The organism is Erythrobacter sp. LQ02-29 (genome assembly GCF_022576075.2).
Taxonomy (GTDB): Bacteria; Pseudomonadota; Alphaproteobacteria; order Sphingomonadales; family Sphingomonadaceae; genus Alteriqipengyuania.
On the sequence record NZ_JANCNT010000001.1, the window covers coordinates 2248521 to 2264481 of the forward strand.

Genomic DNA, 15961 nt, shown 5'->3' on the forward strand with positions numbered 1-15961 from the left:
GCAGAAACGTCTCTTTACTCGGCAACTGCGTCCAAAAGTTCTTTCAGATCAACTAGTCATATCCAAGAGCTGGAATATTGTTGCGGGCGGTCTTGTTCAGACAAGACGCGACTGGTGCAACGCGGCGGCGATAAAGCCCGCGAACAGCGGATGGGGATCGAACGGTTTCGATTTCAGCTCCGGGTGGAACTGCACACCTACGAACCACGGATGGTCGGGTCGTTCCACGATTTCGGGCAAGAGCCCGTCGGGCGACATGCCCGAAAACACCAGCCCACCCTTTTCCAACGCGTCACGATAATGGGCGTTTACCTCGTAACGGTGCCGGTGCCGTTCGGAAATGGAGTGCGCACCGCCATAGATGGCGCTGACATGGCTGTTCCCGTCCAGCTTCGCCTCATAGGCTCCCAGCCGCATCGTGCCGCCCAGGTCGCCGCCCGCCTCGCGGGTCTGCAGGCCATCCTCGCTCATCCATTCGGTGATGATGCCGACCACCGGCTCGTCGGTCGCGCCGAATTCGGTCGAGGAAGCGGTAGGCAATCCGGCATCCCGGACGCCTTCGATACAGGCCATCTGCATGCCCAGGCAGATGCCGAAGAACGGCACCTTGCGCTGACGCGCGAACCGAACGGACGCGATCTTCCCCTCGCTGCCCCGCTCGCCGAAGCCGCCGGGCACCAGGATCGCGTGCAGGGGTTCGAGCTTCGCCGCGAGCTCCTCGTCGTCGCCTTCGAACAACTCGGCATCGATCCAGCGGATATTGACCTTGGTCCGATTGGCGAGCCCGCCATGCACCAGCGCCTCGTTCAGCGACTTGTAGGCATCGGGTAGGCCGACATACTTGCCGACCACGCCGACGGTCACCTCGCCTTCCGGGTTGAAATAGCGGTCGGTGACATCTTCCCAGGCCGACAGGTCCGGATCGCGCGCGTCGGTGATCCCGAAGCCGCGCAGCACCTCTGCATCCAGCCCCTCGCGATGGTATTGCAGCGGCACCGAGTAGATGGAAGGCGCGTCGAGGGCGGGAATGACCGCCTCCGCCCGGACGTTGCAGAACTGCGCGATCTTGCGCCGCTCGCTTTCGGGGAGCGGGTGCTCGCACCGGCATAGCAGGATATCGGGCTTAATGCCGAGACTGGCGAGTTCGCGGACCGAATGCTGCGTCGGCTTGGTCTTCAGTTCGCCCGCGGCGGAAATATAGGGCACCAGCGTGACGTGGACCGAGAGCGTCTGCATCGGCTCCAGCTCGTTCCGCAACTGGCGGATCGCCTCCATGAACGGCAGCGATTCGATGTCGCCCACCGTGCCGCCGATTTCGCACAGGATGAAATCGTGATCGCCCTGGTCGGCAAGCGCGAAGGCCTTGATCGCGTCGGTGACGTGCGGGATCACCTGTACTGTCGCGCCGAGATAATCGCCGCGCCGCTCGCGCGCGATGATGTCCTGATAGACCCGGCCCGAGGTGATGTTGTCGCTCTGCCGCGCGGATACGCCGGTGAAGCGCTCGTAATGGCCGAGGTCGAGATCGGTCTCGGCACCGTCGTCGGTAACGTAGACCTCGCCGTGCTGATAGGGGCTCATGGTGCCCGGATCGACGTTCAGATAGGGGTCGAACTTGCGGATGCGGACCTTGTAGCCGCGCGCCTGCAGCAACGCGCCGAGCGATGCCGCCATGAGACCTTTGCCGAGCGAGGAAACCACGCCGCCGGTGATGAAAATATACCGCGCCATGGGAGTTGGGCCTTAAGCCCCGCAATGGATTCGTGGCAAGCGCGAAGGCGCCTGCTCAGCCGGAAATCCACATCAGCGGGAGGAAATATCAGTTGGTGGCGTCGCCAAGCGGGTCGTTCGAAGCAGGCGTGCTCTGGTCCGCCGGAGCCGCCGGAACGCCTGCACCGGCCGACGGGGCCAGCGGATCGCTGCCGCGCACAGGCACGTTGCGGTCGAGAGTCGATTCGATCTCGTCGCCACCGCTCGTCTTCACCGCCACCGCCGCCAGGGCGATCGACAGGACCACGAACGCGATCGCCAGGGTACGCGTGGTTCGCGTCAAGAAATCAGCCGCGCCGCGCGCGCTCATCATCCCACCGGGCGAACCGCCCACGCCGAGGCCGCCGCCTTCGGAGCGCTGCATGAGGATGACGCCGACGAGAGCCGCGGCGACGATCGCCTGAACCACGGTGAGGAAGATAAATAGCGACATGTAAATTCTGCCCGGTATTTGGAACGGGATGGATATGCGCGCGATCTAGGCGCACGCACGGATGATGACAAGGTCGCTCGCCCCGCACGCGGGTCCGAGCTCGGGCGGGCTTATTCGCCTTCGGTCGCTGCCAGGGCGATGTTCATGAAGCTGTCCGCCGTCAGACTCGCCCCGCCGACCAGCGCGCCGCCCACTTCCGGCACGGACAGAATCTCGCGCGCATTGTCCGGTTTCACCGATCCGCCATACAGGATCCGGATCGCCGCCCCAGCCTCTTCGCCGAAACGCTCGATCAGGAACTGGCGGATGGAGGCGTGCATGGCCCCGATCTCCTCCATGGTCGGGGTTCGACCGGTGCCGATGGCCCAGACCGGTTCGTAGGCGATGGTCAGCCGCTCGCCCGGATTGTCGATCTCGTCGGGCAAGGAATTCTCGAGCTGGTGCAGCACATGGTCTTCCGCCCCGCCCGCGTCGCGGACGCTGTCGGTTTCGCCGCAGCACAGGATTACCTCCAGCCCGGCGCCCTGCGCCGCGACCAGCTTCTCGCGCACGATGGCGTCCTGTTCGCTATGCTCGGCACGGCGTTCGCTGTGGCCAAGGATAACGAACTTGGCCCCCGCATCGGCCAGCATGGTGGCCGAGACGTCGCCGGTATGCGCCCCGTCGGGATCGCGATGGCAATCCTGCGCGCCGACGGCGATCTGCTCCGCCTCGCGATGCACGGCATGGATCAGCGTGAACGGCGGGGCCAGAGCCACTTCCACCTTCATGTGCCGTTGCGCCGCGCGGTCGATCGCGCGCGCTTCCGACAGCATCGCGCGGGTGCCGTTCATCTTCCAGTTGCCAACGATGTAGGGTCGTGTCGTCATATCTTCACTTGCTTTTCGGATGGCTGCGAGCGCCAGCGGCTACAGCGCAGGGTCCGCTAGCCGCCCGCGGCGGCGAGGTCAAAACCCTTATCCACCTGTTGCGGGGATGTCGCAGCCTCTCTAATAGGTCCCCCGCCCGACCGGAACGACTTTCATTCGCGTTCCTCGCCGGTTTCGTCATCGTCCGCCTAACGGAGCGTTACGCCCGCCATGATCCACGCCATCCGTCGTATGTTCCAGTCCAAGCTGGGCGTCGCCATCACGCTCGGCTTCCTAGCACTGATCGCTCTGGCCTTCGCCAGCGCCGATGTGTCGAGCACCGGCACCTTCGGCGGTGTCGCAGGGGGCGACCGGGTCGCGGTCGTGGGCGACCAGAAGATCGGGACCGCGGAGCTGAGCGGCGCGGCGCAGAGCAATCTGCAGCGTGCGCGGCAGGAGAACCCCAACCTCTCGATGCAGGCTTTCCTGGCGCAGAACGGCCTGGCCCAGACACTGGACGTGCTGGTCGATCGCACCGCGCTGGCCGAGTTTGCGCGTAAGATCGGATTCACCGCGGGCGACAATCTCGTCAATAGCGAAATCCGCAAGATCCCCGCGTTCTCCGGCCCGGACGGCAATTTCGACGAGAGCGCCTATCGCGCGGCGATCGCGCAACAAGGGCTGACCGATCGCGAAGTGCGGGAAGATCTCAGCGCGGGTCTCCTCGCCCAGCAGGTGCTGGTGCCGGCGAGCTTCGGTACGAAGATGCCGCAGGCGCTGACGCAGCGCTATGGCGGGCTGTTCCGCGAACGGCGCAAGGGTTCGCTCGGTATCCTGCTGAGCCAGGCCTATGCGCCGGAAGGCGACCCGACCGACAAACAGTTGCAGGCGTTCTACAATGGCCACCGCGACGATTACATCCGGCCCGAACGCCGTGTGATCCGGTACGCCACCTTCGGACCCGATGCGGTCAAGGCCGATATCGAGCCGACCGATCAGGAAATCGCGGCGCGTTACAAGGAAAACGCCGCCAACTACGCGCCGAGCGAAGAGCGCACGCTGTCGCAGCTGATCGTCCCCAGCCAGGCCGCGGCAAAGGCGATCGCCGACAAGGTCCGTAATGGCGGCTCGTTCGAGCAGGCGGCGCAGGACGCCGGGCTGGAGCTGACGCAGGTCGGCCCGATCACCCGCCGGGACTTCGCCGGCCGGGCGTCGCCCGCCGTCGCGCAAGCCGTGTTCGAGGCCGATCGTGGTTCGGTCGCGCCGCCCACCCGCAGCAATCTCGGCTGGTACGTGGTACGGGTCGATTCCGTGGAGCAGAAGGGCGGGCGCTCGCTGGCCCAGATGCGCGACCAGATCGCGGATGCGATCCGCGCGGAGAAGAAGCGGGCGGCATTGGGCGACCTTGCGGCGAGCATCGAGGACCGCTTCTCCGATGGCGAGTCTCTCGCCGACGTTGCTAAGTCCCTCGGCGCGCAGGTTCAGGCGACGAGGCCGATCACCGGGTCAGGGCAGGTCTATGGCGCTGCCCCCAATGAAACCGCGCCCGAAGTCCTTGCGCCAGCGCTCCAGACCGCGTTCCAGATGCAGGAAGGTCAGCCGCAACTCGCCGAAGTCCGTCCGGGCGAGGAATTCCTGCTGTTCGAAGCGGGTGCGATCACGCCCTCGGCAAGCGCACCGCTGAAGGAAATTCGCGACGACGTGGTAGCCGATTGGCGCATGGCCGAAGGAGCCGCGGGTGCCAGGAAGGCGTCGGAGCGCGTGCTTGCCCGCATGAAGAAGGGGCAATCGCTGCAACAGGCGATGGCGGCCGAGAACAAGCGTCTGCCGCCGCCGGAAAATCTCAACGTGACGCGCGAGGAGCTGCTGCGCAACCAGCAGGGCGTCATTCCGCCGCTCGCCCTGTTCTTCAGCATGGCACAGAACACCACGAAACGCCTCGCTGCCCCGCGGGACGGGGGTTGGTTCATCGTCGATCTCGATTCGATCGAGCCCGGCAAGTTCTCGCAGGACGACCCCCTCTTCGCCCAGGTGAAGAGAGAGCTCGGTTCCACGCTGGGGCAGGAATACGCCCAGCAGCTGCGCACCGCGATCCGCAAGGATGTCGGCGTGAAGCGTAACGAGGATGCGATCGCGGCCGTCCGCAAGCAGCTCGCCGGCGAGAGCTGAGGCCGCTTGCCGTCTGCCGACCGTCTCGAGAATGCCGACGCGGCGCGCCGTGCGATGGCGGGTGGAGAACCCGCCCTCGTGTGGCGGCGCGTCGTCGCGGACACCGAAACGCCGGTAGGGGCGGCGCTCAAGCTGATCGAGCCCGAACGCGGCGACTTCCTTCTCGAATCGGTCGAAGGCGGCGAGGTCCGGGCGCGCTACAGCCTGCTGGGTCTCGATCCCGATCTGCTGTTTCGCGCCGATGCAACCGGTGCCGAGATCAATCGGGAATGGCGGCACGATCGCGCGGCCTTCACTCCGTGCGAGGCCAATGCCGCGGATGCCCTTCGCGACCTCGTGGCGGAGTGCCGCTTGCCGGTGCCGCCGGGCCTGCCGCCCGCCCTCGCCTTCCTGGTCGGCTATTTCGCCTATGAAACCATCGCCCGGATCGAGCGGTTGCCCCGCGCACCGACGAGCGAGCTCGAGTTGCCCGACATGGTCTTCGCGCGCCCGACGCTGCTGCTCGTATTCGATTCGCTCAGCGATGCGCTTTACCTGATCGCGCCGCTCTGGGCCGATGGGGGTGATCCCAATGCTCGGCTGGCGGCGGCCGGCGAACGGATCGACGAGGCCGAGCGGCGATTGGCCGGGCCGGTTCCACAGTCGGAAGCCGCTGCCGACCTGCCTGAGGCTGCGCTTACGCCGCGCCTGGCGAACGACGACTATCGGACGATGGTAGAACGGGCGAAGGATTACATCGTCGCGGGCGACATCTTTCAGGTGGTGCTGGCGCAGCGTTTCACCTGCCCCTTTCCCCTTGCGCCGATCGCGCTCTATCGCGCGCTACGCCGGGTCAATCCGTCGCCGTTCCTCTATTTCCTCGATCTGCCCGGTTTCGCGGTAGTGGGATCGAGTCCGGAAATCCTGGTTCGCCTGCGGGACGGCGAGGTCACCATCCGACCGATCGCCGGTACGCGTCCGCGCGGCGCAACCCCCGCTGCCGACAAGGCCGCGGAAGACAGCCTGCTGGCCGATCCCAAGGAGCGCGCCGAGCACCTGATGCTGCTCGACCTCGGCCGCAACGATGTCGGCCGCGTGGCGGATCGGGGGAGTGTCGAGGTCACCGACAGCTTCGGCATAGAGCGCTACAGCCATGTCATGCACATCGTCAGCAACGTCGTCGGCAGGCTTGCGCCCGGCAAGGACGCGCTCGACGCGCTGTTCGCCGGCTTCCCGGCGGGGACCGTCAGCGGCGCGCCGAAGATCCGCGCGTGCGAGATCATCGCCGAGCTGGAGCCCGAGACACGCGGACCCTACGCCGGCGGTGTGGGATATTTCGCGCCCGATGGCAGCTTCGATTCCTGCATCGTCCTGCGTACGGCGGTGGTGAAGGACGGGACGATGCATGCGCAGGCGGGTGCGGGCATCGTCGCCGACAGCGATCCCGCCTACGAACAGCGCGAATGCGAAGCGAAGGCGGGCGCGCTCCTCGCCGCCGCGCGCGAGGCGATCCGCATCGCCGCCGAGCCGGGGTACGCGCAATGAGGGGGCCTGAAATCCTGCTGCTCGCGGCGCTCGCGCTGACGGCTTGTGACCGGCAGCCCGAGGGCAAGCCGGTCCTGAGAACCGAGATCGGGAGCGGCAAGGCGCTGCCTGTCGGGGGCAAGGCGTCCGGGGCGGCCGCTTCGGCGTCGCCCACTCCGGCCGCGATCCCCGGCGATCCGTGCACCCGTAGCGAATTCGAAGGCGTCGCGATTACCGACTGCATCGCCGATCCGGCGAAGCACGTCATCCTCGCCGCGCTGGGCCAGCCTCCCTATCGCGGCTACGCGAAGCTCAAGGCCGCCATGGGCGATGAAGCGGCCAAGGTCGCCTTCGCGGTCAATGCCGGGATGTTCGACGGCGAGGGTAAGCCGATCGGCTATTTCGTGCGCAACGGCGACCGTCGTCAGGAACTCAACCGCGCTGACGGGTCGGGCAATTTCCACATGAAGCCCAACGGCGTGTTCTACGGTGCCAAGGGCAAGTGGCATGTGCGCACCAGCGCGGACTTCTACAGCAACGTAACCGATCGCCCCGATTTCGGCACGCAGAGCGGGCCGATGCTGGTGATCGCGGGCAAGCTGCATCCCGAATTTTCCGAAGACGGCCCGTCGCGCAATATCCGCAACGGGGTGGGTGTCGACGCGCAAGGCCGCGCGCATTTCGCGATTTCGGAAGGGCCGATCAGCTTCGGCAGCTTCGCCCGCTATTTCCGCGATGTGGCGAAAACGCCCGACGCGCTCTATCTCGACGGTAACGTGTCGTCCCTGTGGGACCCGGTGGCAAAGCGGATGGACGCGCGCGCACCGATCGGGCCGATGCTGGTCGTCGAGCGAAAGGATTGAACGCATGATCGAATACGCGCGCACCCTCTACCCGCCGATCGAACCCTATGACAGCGGCATGCTCGACGTCGGTGACGGCCACTCGCTCCATTACGAGCGCGTCGGCACCCCCGGGGCGAAGCCCGCTGTGTTCCTTCACGGCGGCCCGGGCGGCGGCTTCGGCCCCGACCACCGGCGGCAGTGGAATCCCGATCTCTACGATGTGCTGCTGTTCGATCAGCGCGGTTGCGGCAAGTCCACGCCCTTCGCCGAACTGGCGCATAACGACACCTGGACCATCGTCGCCGATATCGAGCGGCTGCGCGAGATGTGCGGGCATGAGAAATGGCAGGCGTTCGGGGGCAGCTGGGGCTCCACTCTCGCGCTCGCCTATGCCCAGAAGCATCCCGAGCGCGTCAGCGAGCTGGTACTGCGCGGCGTGTTCCTGGCGCGGCAGAAGGAGCTCGACTGGCTCTACCGCTATGGCGCGAGCGAGATCATGGCCGAGGCGTGGGACGATTTCGTCTCCGTTATCCCCGAGGAAGAGCGCGGCGAGCTGATCGAGGCCTATTACCGCCGCCTGTCAGGCGACGACGAGGATGCGAAGCAGGAAGCCGCTCGCGCCTGGTCGATCTGGGAGGGGCAGGTCGCGACCCTGCTGCCCAAACCCGCGCTGATCGAGGACTATGCCGATTCGGCCAAGGCGGTACCGATGGCGCGTATCTCCGCGCATTTCTTCCGCGAGGGGTTCTGGCTGGAGGATAACCAGCTCCTGCGCGACGTGCACAAGCTTCGCGGAATTCCCGGCATCATCGTGCAGGGCCGCCACGACATCTGCACCCCGCCCACCTCCGCCTGGGCGCTCAAGCAAGCCTGGCCCGAAGCGGACCTTCGCATCGTCCACGATGCGGGCCATTCCGCGAGCGAAGCGGGCATTATCGACGGATTGGTACGAGCGACGGACGAGCTGGCGGGCAAGACGCCGTGATCCTCGTCATCGACAATTACGACAGCTTCACCTTCAACCTGGTCCATTACCTCATGGAACTGGGGGCCGAGGTGCGCGTGGAGCGCAACGACGCGCTGTCCGCGCGCGAGGCGCTCGCGACAGGGGCGAAGGGCGTGCTGATCTCGCCCGGCCCCTGCACGCCGAACGAGGCGGGGGTCAGCCTCGAGCTGGTCTCGGCCTGCGCGGATGCGGCGATGCCTCTGCTCGGCGTATGTCTCGGCCATCAGGCGATCGGGCAGCATTTCGGCGGGCGCGTGGTGCGCGGCGGGTTGATGCATGGCAAGACCAGCCCGGTCGATCATGACGGTACGGGCGTGTTCGCCGATCTCCCCTCTCCCTTCACCGCGACGCGCTATCATTCGCTGGTGGTGGAGGACATTCCCGCGGTGCTGCGCGTCAACGCGACAAGCGAGACGCTGGGGCTCGACGGCACCAGTGTCATGGGTTTTTGCCACGCCGAGTTGCCGATCCACGGCGTCCAATTCCATCCCGAAAGCATCGCGACCGAACACGGCCACGCCCTTCTCGCCAATTTTCTCCACATTTGCGGGATAGAGACCGCGACCCCGACGGGCAAGGCGGCATGATTGCCCTCCCCGGCGCAGAGCCCCACCTGACCGAAGCGGAGGCGGAGCAGGTCTTCGGCGCGATCCTCGACGGCGAACCGTCGGAGGAAGAGATCGCCCGCTTCCTCACCGACCTCTCCAATCGCGGCGAAACCGCGGACGAAATCGCGGGCGCGGCGCTCGCGCTACGGGCGCGCCTTATCCCGATCGAGGCTCCGGAAGGGGCGATCGACGTGTGCGGGACCGGCGGCGACGGACACCACACCCTCAACGTTTCCACCGCAGTCAGCCTGGTCGTCGCGGCCTGCGGCGTGCCGGTGGCCAAGCACGGCAATCGCGCGGCGAGCAGCAAGTCGGGTGCGGCGGATACGCTGGAGGCGCTCGGGCTCGACATGGAGGCGGCCGGACGCACCGCGGAAAAGACGCTGACCGAAATCGGCATCTGCTTCCTCTTCGCGAAGAACCACCACCCGGCGATGGCGCGCATTCAACCCATCCGCCAGCGGCTCGGCCGGCGCACGATCTTCAACCTGATGGGGCCGCTGTCGAACCCCGCGCGCGTCACGCGCCAGCTGATCGGCATCGCCCGGCCCGCCTATGTTCCGATCTATGCCGGGGCCAAGGCACGGCTCGGCAGCGACTGGACCATGATCGTCAGCGGCGACGAGGGGCTCGACGAACTGAGCCTGGCGGGCGGCAACGAGGTCGCGATCGTGCGTGGCCACGATTACGAGATGAGCCGCGTCGATGCCGCGCATGCCGATCTGCCCCATGCCCCGATCGAGGCGATCCGCGGCGGCGATGCAATCCACAACGCGAAGGCGTTGAAGTCGCTGCTGGCAGGCGCGCCAGGCCCCTATCGCGACGCGGTGTGCCTGAACGCCGCCGGTGCGCTGCTCGTCGCCGGAGCGACATCGGACTGGCGCGAAGGCGCGACCCGCGCTGCCGAGGCGCTCGACAGCGGCGACGCCGAGGCGCTGCTCGACCGCTGGATCGCGATGGCGGCCTGAGATGAACAAGCTGATCGAGATATGCGACGCCAAGCGTGACGAAGTCGCACGGCGCAAGGGTGAAACTTCGCCCGACCAACTGCGCGAAAAGATCGCCATGCAATCAGCACCGCGCGGGTTCGAACTGGCGCTGCGGGAAAAGTCCACAACCGGCTTCGGCCTCATCGCGGAAATCAAGAAAGCTTCGCCGTCCAAGGGGTTGATCCGCCCCGATTTTCGCCCGGCTGATCATGCCCGCGCCTACGCCGCCGCAGGCGCGGGGTGCCTTTCCGTCCTCACCGACGAACCCTATTTTCAGGGGCACGCGGACTACCTCCTCGAGGCTCGCGCGGCTTGCGATCTGCCCGTGTTGCGCAAGGATTTCATGGTCGATCCGTGGCAATGCGTGGAGGCGCGCGCTATGGGGGCCGACGCGATCCTGATCATCGTCGCGGCCCTGTCCGATGGGCAGATGACCGAAATCGAGAATGCGGCCACCGAACTGGGAATGGACGTGCTGGTCGAGGTTCACGACGAGGATGAATTAAAGCGCGCGCAGCTGCTGAAAAGTCGCCTGATCGGGATCAACAACCGGGACCTGCGCACCTTCGAGACCGATCTTGCGGTTACCGAACGCCTCGCCGCCCAGGCACCCGAAGGTGCCGTGATCGTCGGGGAGAGCGGGATCGCTACCCACGCCGATTGCCAACGCCTTGGCGATGCCGGGGTGCGATGCTTCCTGGTCGGGGAAAGCCTGATGCGGCAGGACGATGTAGAGGCGGCCACGCGCACATTGCTGCATGGCTGAGCGCGCAAGCTGTCCTACTGTGGCGTCATGGAGCAATATCGCCGCCATGATCGCCCGTTCGATCCTGTCCGCACCGCGTCCGAATTGCGCAACCAGCGGTAGATTTTCCGAGCCCAGGACTGTGTTCCAAGTGTTCCATCCTGTAGGACTTGCCGGATCCGGAGAGACACTATGAAGTTACTCGGTACGCTCGTCGGCCTGCTGATGATGGCCATGGGGACGGTGTGGATCCTTCAGGGTCAGGGCATCGCCTTTCTTGGCAGCTTCATGGCCTACGATCGCCAGTGGACAATGTGGGGCGCGGTCCTGCTGCTGGCCGGTCTCGCAATCGCCATCTGGTCGAACAGGCGGAGGCGTTAGGAGGCCGATGGCCGAACTCACCCATCTCGATGAGCATGGCCACGCGCGCATGGTCGATGTTGGTGGCAAGTCCGCCACCGCGCGGGTCGCGGTCGCCACCGGTCGCATCCGCATGTCCCCCGAAGCGCTGGCGGCCGTTCGCAACGCCGACGCGCCCAAGGGCGACGTTCTCGCCGCGGCCCGGATTGCCGGGATCATGGCGGCGAAGCGGACCGGTGAGCTGATCCCGCTATGCCATCCGCTCGCGCTCGACGCGGTGGGCGTGGCGTTCGCGTTCGACGACGATGCGATCCGGGTGGACGCGACCGCTTCGCTGACGGGCAAGACCGGCGTGGAGATGGAGGCGATGACCGCCGTCTCCGTCGCGCTGCTGACGATTTACGACATGGCCAAGGCGATCGACAAGGCGATGGTGATAGAGGGCGTACGCCTGCTCTCGAAGCGCGGGGGAAAGTCGGGCGAGTGGCGCGCGCCGGAATGAAGACTCCGCCGATCCCATTGGAAGAAGCGCAGTCCCTCCTGCTCGAGCTGGTGAAGCCGCTCGGGACGGAAACGCTCGGCGTCGATGACGCGCTGGGGCGCTATCTGGCGAAACCGCTGGCCGCGCGCCGGACTCAACCTTCCGCCGACCTCTCCGCCATGGATGGCTACGCCGTCGCCGGAAACGGTCCATGGCGGATCGTCGGTGAAAGCCGGTGCGGCGCGCCGTTCGACGGCTCGCTGACCAGCGATCAGGCCGCGCGGATATCGACCGGTGCGATCATGCCGCGCGGCGCCGATGCCGTCCTGTTGCAGGAGGATGCGGCCCGCGAGGGCGATACCCTGTCGGCCAACGACCGACCCCATGCGCGCCATATCCGCCGGCGCGGGTTCGACTTCGCGGAAGGCGACACGCTGCTGCACGCCGGGTCGCGCATCGGTGCCGCCGCGATCGCCCTCGCGCGCTCCGGCGGTCACGCGACCCTCGAAGTCGGAACCATGCCGAGGCTCGCGCTGCTCGAAGGCGGCGACGAGCTTGCGAGCGATCCCTCGCAATGCACAGAGCACCAGATACCTGCCAGCAATGCCGCCATGCTGCGCGCCATGGCATCGCACGTTCCCTGCTCGGTCGCGGTCGAGGATCCGATCCCCGACCGCATCGATGCTCTGGTCGAAGCTTTCGAACGCCATTCCGATGCCGACCTGCTGGTGGTTTCGGGCGGTGCCTCGGTGGGCGACCACGACCTGGTGCGCCCCGCGCTGGAGCGAGCCGGGGCGCAGATCGCCTTCTGGCGCGTCGCCATGAAGCCGGGAAAGCCCCTGATGGTGGCGCAGCGCGATCGTCAGCTGGTGCTCGGCCTGCCAGGCAACCCCGTCTCCAGCTTCGTCACCGGCCTCCACTTCATGCTGCCTGCTGTGCGCAAGCTGGCCGGTGCGGCGCATCCGGTTGCCAAGCCGCTATTGCTGCCCCTCGCGGAAGAACTCGCCGGTGGCGGCCCGCGGCGCGAGTTCCTCCGGGCACGATGGGATGGCGAGGCGCTTCATCCGCTCGGTCAACAGGATAGCAGCGCGCTGGAGGCACTGGCCGGCGCCGACGCACTGATCGACCGCCCGATCGACGGCGAACGTCTGCGCGCCGGATCGCTGGTGCCCGCCTATTGGATCGGAAATGGCGCTTTTGCTTGACGGCGCTCTATCTGTTTCCTAATTGTTCCACATTCGTTCGCCGATAGGCGGATGATTGGAACAACGATGCAGGAGCCTGTCCATGCTCACCGCCAAGCAGCACGAGCTGATCCGCTTCATCCAGCAGCGGCTGGAGAAGACCGGGATTTCCCCGTCGTTCGAGGAGATGAAGGAAGCCCTCGACCTCAAGAGCAAGTCGGGCGTGCATCGCCTGATCTCCGCCTTGGAGGAACGCGGCTTCATCCGCCGCCTGCCCAATCGCGCGCGGGCGCTGGAAATTCTCAAGCAGCCCGAGGATGCGGTTGGCGGTGGTACCCCGCAGGCGGCGAACGATGTGGTCACTTCGGCGAAGGCCGCGTCCGCCAAGGCACCCGAACCTGCTAACGACGTCATCGAGATTCCGCTGCACGGGCGCATCGCGGCAGGTGCGCCGATCGAGGCACTGGAAGATTACCAGAGCCTGCCGGTCCCGGCGGCGCTGCTCGGCCCCGGCGATCACTACGCGCTTGAGGTATCGGGCGATTCGATGATCGAGGCGGGCATCTTCGACGGGGATTACGCGTTGATCCGGCGGACCGACACGGCCCGCGATGGAGAGATCGTGGTTGCACTGGTCGACAACGAGGAAGCGACGCTGAAGTATCTCCACAAGGACAGCGGCCGCATTCGGCTGGATCCGGCAAACTCCGCCTATCAATCGCAGGTTTACGATTCGGCCCAGGTCCAGGTGCAGGGTCGGCTCGCGGGGCTCCTGCGGCGCTATCACTGAGGGTTTCCGGCCGAGCGTGCGTCTACGCGGTACGCGCTCGGGATCAGTTGTCTCGCGGCGCGCGCCACCAGCCATGTTCGCCCTGCCCGTCGGCCACCGTGGCCACGCGGCGGTCGTCGAGATAGAGCGCCAGACCCCCGCTACGGCTGAGAAAGCGCCGATCGGCCAGCAACCAGCGGGGGCGGCAGGTATAGGGCAGGTAGCGGTCGGCCACGACGATATCGGCTCTCTCGCATGCGGCGGCCAGCGCTCTTTCGGACACCAGATCGCGACTGCGCGCCATGAGGATGCTCCAGTGCCGGTCCCCTCGGTCGAGCTCGACGGTGCAGAAATCGCGGCTGCATCGCGCCAGGGCCGAATGGTCGATGCCGACCGTCTCCGCTCCCCTGCCGCCGAGTTCCACCAGCGTGTCCCGCGCATACCCGGAGCGCCCCTCGCGCAGCATGACGAGCCTGCCCTCCTCGTCCGCGATGCCCACATTGCGGCCATCCCGCCCGATCAGGATATCGGGCGCAGGCGTCATCACAAGAAGACCGAGCGCCAGGGTCACGGGCAGGAGGCCAAGCAATCTGCCGCGACCGCTCCACAAGGCGAGCCACAAGCCGCCCAGCACGAACAGCGCGATCGTGAGACCGCTCATTTGCGGGGCAAGCTTGACCGCCCCCGGCTGCGAAGCGGCAAAGTTAGCAATCGCCAGCAGCAGGTCGAGCGACCAGCCCGCCAGCCACCACACCGGTCCGCCCAGCCCCACCAAGTCAAGCACGAGCGCGAGCGCGATCAGCGGCATGCTGACGAAAGTGGTCAGCGGTATGGCGAGAACATTGGCGAACGCCCCGTACAGACCGGCCCGATGGAAATGGAACAGCACGATCGGCATCAGCGCAATCTCGATGACGAAGCCCGTCAGCAGCAGCATGGCAAGGTGCCGCAGGAACCGCCTCGCCATGCCCTCGTCGCGCGGTGCGAGGAAGCGCCGGACCGGTCCCGTATTGTGAAGCGCGACGAGGGCAATCACCGCGCAGAAGCTCATCTGGAAGCTCGGCCCGACCAGCGCCTCCGGCCATGCCAACATGACCACACTCGCGGCGACCGCGACCATGCGCAGGCTCAGCGGTTCGCGCCCCAGCGCCAGCGCCAGCAGCACCAGCACTGCTCCGACGCAGCTGCGCACCGTGGGCACCTCGGCCCCGGTCAGCAGGGTGTAACCGATCCCGGCCGAGGCCCCCACGGCGGCAGCCATCACAGGGAGACGCACGCGCAAGACGAGCCACGGCCACAAGGCCAAGATGCGCAATGCGAGGAAATAGGCGGCAGCGATCACCGCGCTCACATGCAGACCGCTGATCGAGAGCAGGTGCGTCAACCCGGCATCGCGCATCGCGCTCTCGTCCCGCTCGGCGATCGCACCGCGATCACCGCTCGCGAAGGCCGCTGCGATCGCTCCTTCCGATCCGCTCAACTGCCCCCTCACATGCTGCGAAAGATGCCGCTGCGCGCGGCTGAACGGACCGGCCTCGCTTTGGCCCACCGACAAGATCTCGATCTCCCCTATCACCGAGCCCGTCGCGGCAAGCCCTTCGAACCAGGCCGTTCGCGCGAAATCGTAGGCTCCGGGCACGAGCGGTGGGGCAGGCGGCATGAGGCGCGAGCGAAGGCGAACGATATCTCCCTCGTCCGGCGGCGCATTGTCGGCGAGCAGCGGCACGTTCACCCGGACCTTGCGAGCGTGACCGTCCTGCGCGTCGCGATATGCCAGGGTAAGACGGCTTCGATCGCGGGCGGGCTGGTCTTCACGTTCCAGCACCCGGCCCTGTAAGGTCACCACCCGCGGGTAGGCGAGAGGCTCGGCGCCTACCGTTGCGGAACGCGCCCAGACCAGGCCGATACCCAATGCGAAGACCAGCGTAGCGATCATTACCGCCCGTCCGAGATACTCGCGCGTTTCGTTACGCGAAATCGCCCACCCCCACAGCGCCATCAGAAGAGCCGCTGCGATGGCCGCGCCCCATTCCCATCGGCTGTGAAGCGCAAACCAGCTCGCAATCCCACCGGCCAGAACGACGGCCAGCCACGGTGCACGATCGAAACCAGCATTGGCCAGGGCCGAATCGAGTCTCGTGGCGATGCTGGACAAGTGCACGCGCGAATGCCAAGGCACGTGCTGCGCTGCAGCATCCCCCGGGCCGGGGCCCGCCCCCATCGGCACATTCGGTACGTTGCTGCTGGCCAT

General features: G+C 66.6%; 15 protein-coding genes. 11 read left to right on the top strand and 4 right to left on the bottom strand.

Features of this window, described 5'->3' with window-relative positions; genetic code table 11:
- Positions 1–96 precede the first annotated feature (96 nt).
- The 3 genes from MKP08_RS11115 to tpiA form a co-directional block, all read right to left on the bottom strand.
- The gene (locus MKP08_RS11115) at positions 97–1731 is read right to left on the bottom strand and encodes a CTP synthase (protein WP_241553882.1); all 1635 of its coding nucleotides are present in this window, start codon (positions 1729–1731) and stop codon (positions 97–99) included.
- Positions 1732–1819: 88 nt separating this feature from the next.
- Entirely contained in the window at positions 1820–2203 is a 384-nt protein-coding gene (secG, locus tag MKP08_RS11120; protein WP_241553883.1) for a preprotein translocase subunit SecG, read from the bottom strand.
- A gap of 110 nt (positions 2204–2313) precedes the next feature.
- Positions 2314–3072 carry a triose-phosphate isomerase gene (gene tpiA / locus MKP08_RS11125; protein WP_241553884.1) on the bottom strand — a complete coding sequence of 253 codons (759 nt, stop codon included), beginning with the start codon at positions 3070–3072 and terminating at the stop codon, positions 2314–2316.
- Between the two features lie 210 nt (positions 3073–3282).
- Between tpiA and MKP08_RS11130 the strand changes: the two genes are divergently transcribed.
- The 11 genes from MKP08_RS11130 to lexA all read left to right on the top strand — a co-directional run bounded on the left by MKP08_RS11130 (position 3283) and on the right by lexA (position 13731).
- Positions 3283–5220, top strand: a complete 1938-nt coding sequence (locus MKP08_RS11130; RefSeq protein ID WP_241553885.1) for a peptidyl-prolyl cis-trans isomerase — start codon at positions 3283–3285, stop codon at positions 5218–5220.
- 54 nt (positions 5221–5274) lie between these two features.
- Positions 5275–6744, top strand: a complete 1470-nt coding sequence (gene trpE / locus MKP08_RS11135; protein ID WP_241555593.1) for an anthranilate synthase component I — start codon at positions 5275–5277, stop codon at positions 6742–6744.
- Positions 6741–7586 (top strand): phosphodiester glycosidase family protein, encoded by an 846-nt coding sequence (locus MKP08_RS11140; protein ID WP_241553886.1) that lies wholly within the window; start codon positions 6741–6743, stop codon positions 7584–7586. The genes trpE and MKP08_RS11140 overlap by 4 nt, the downstream gene beginning before the upstream one ends.
- Before the next feature lie 4 nt (positions 7587–7590).
- On the top strand, positions 7591–8553 hold the full coding sequence (pip, locus tag MKP08_RS11145) for a prolyl aminopeptidase (protein WP_241553887.1): 963 nt from the start codon (positions 7591–7593) through the stop codon (positions 8551–8553).
- Positions 8550–9161 (top strand): aminodeoxychorismate/anthranilate synthase component II, encoded by a 612-nt coding sequence (locus MKP08_RS11150; RefSeq protein WP_241553888.1) that lies wholly within the window; start codon positions 8550–8552, stop codon positions 9159–9161. Before pip ends, MKP08_RS11150 begins: the two co-directional genes overlap by 4 nt.
- Complete coding sequence (gene trpD / locus MKP08_RS11155) at positions 9158–10150, top strand: anthranilate phosphoribosyltransferase (RefSeq protein WP_241553889.1); 993 nt, start codon at positions 9158–9160, stop codon at positions 10148–10150. Before MKP08_RS11150 ends, trpD begins: the two co-directional genes overlap by 4 nt.
- Before the next feature lies 1 nt (position 10151).
- Positions 10152–10937, top strand: coding sequence for an indole-3-glycerol phosphate synthase TrpC (gene trpC / locus MKP08_RS11160; RefSeq protein WP_241553890.1), 786 nt, complete (start codon positions 10152–10154; stop codon positions 10935–10937).
- A gap of 171 nt (positions 10938–11108) precedes the next feature.
- On the top strand, positions 11109–11297 hold the full coding sequence (locus MKP08_RS11165) for a hypothetical protein (RefSeq protein ID WP_215228137.1): 189 nt from the start codon (positions 11109–11111) through the stop codon (positions 11295–11297).
- 7 nt (positions 11298–11304) lie between these two features.
- Complete coding sequence (gene moaC, locus MKP08_RS11170) at positions 11305–11778, top strand: cyclic pyranopterin monophosphate synthase MoaC (RefSeq protein ID WP_241553891.1); 474 nt, start codon at positions 11305–11307, stop codon at positions 11776–11778.
- A complete protein-coding gene (locus MKP08_RS11175) occupies positions 11775–12962 on the top strand; it encodes a molybdopterin molybdotransferase MoeA (RefSeq protein ID WP_241553892.1) in 1188 nt (395 codons plus the stop codon). Before moaC ends, MKP08_RS11175 begins: the two co-directional genes overlap by 4 nt.
- Positions 12963–13044: 82 nt before the next feature.
- A complete protein-coding gene (gene lexA / locus MKP08_RS11180; protein WP_215228134.1) occupies positions 13045–13731 on the top strand; it encodes a transcriptional repressor LexA in 687 nt (228 codons plus the stop codon).
- Positions 13732–13774: 43 nt separating this feature from the next.
- On the opposite strand, the gene MKP08_RS11185 is transcribed toward lexA, so the two are convergent.
- Positions 13775–15871: a ComEC/Rec2 family competence protein gene (locus MKP08_RS11185; protein WP_373418087.1), complete on the bottom strand. Its 2097-nt coding sequence runs from the start codon at positions 15869–15871 to the stop codon at positions 13775–13777.
- Positions 15872–15961 lie beyond the last annotated feature (90 nt).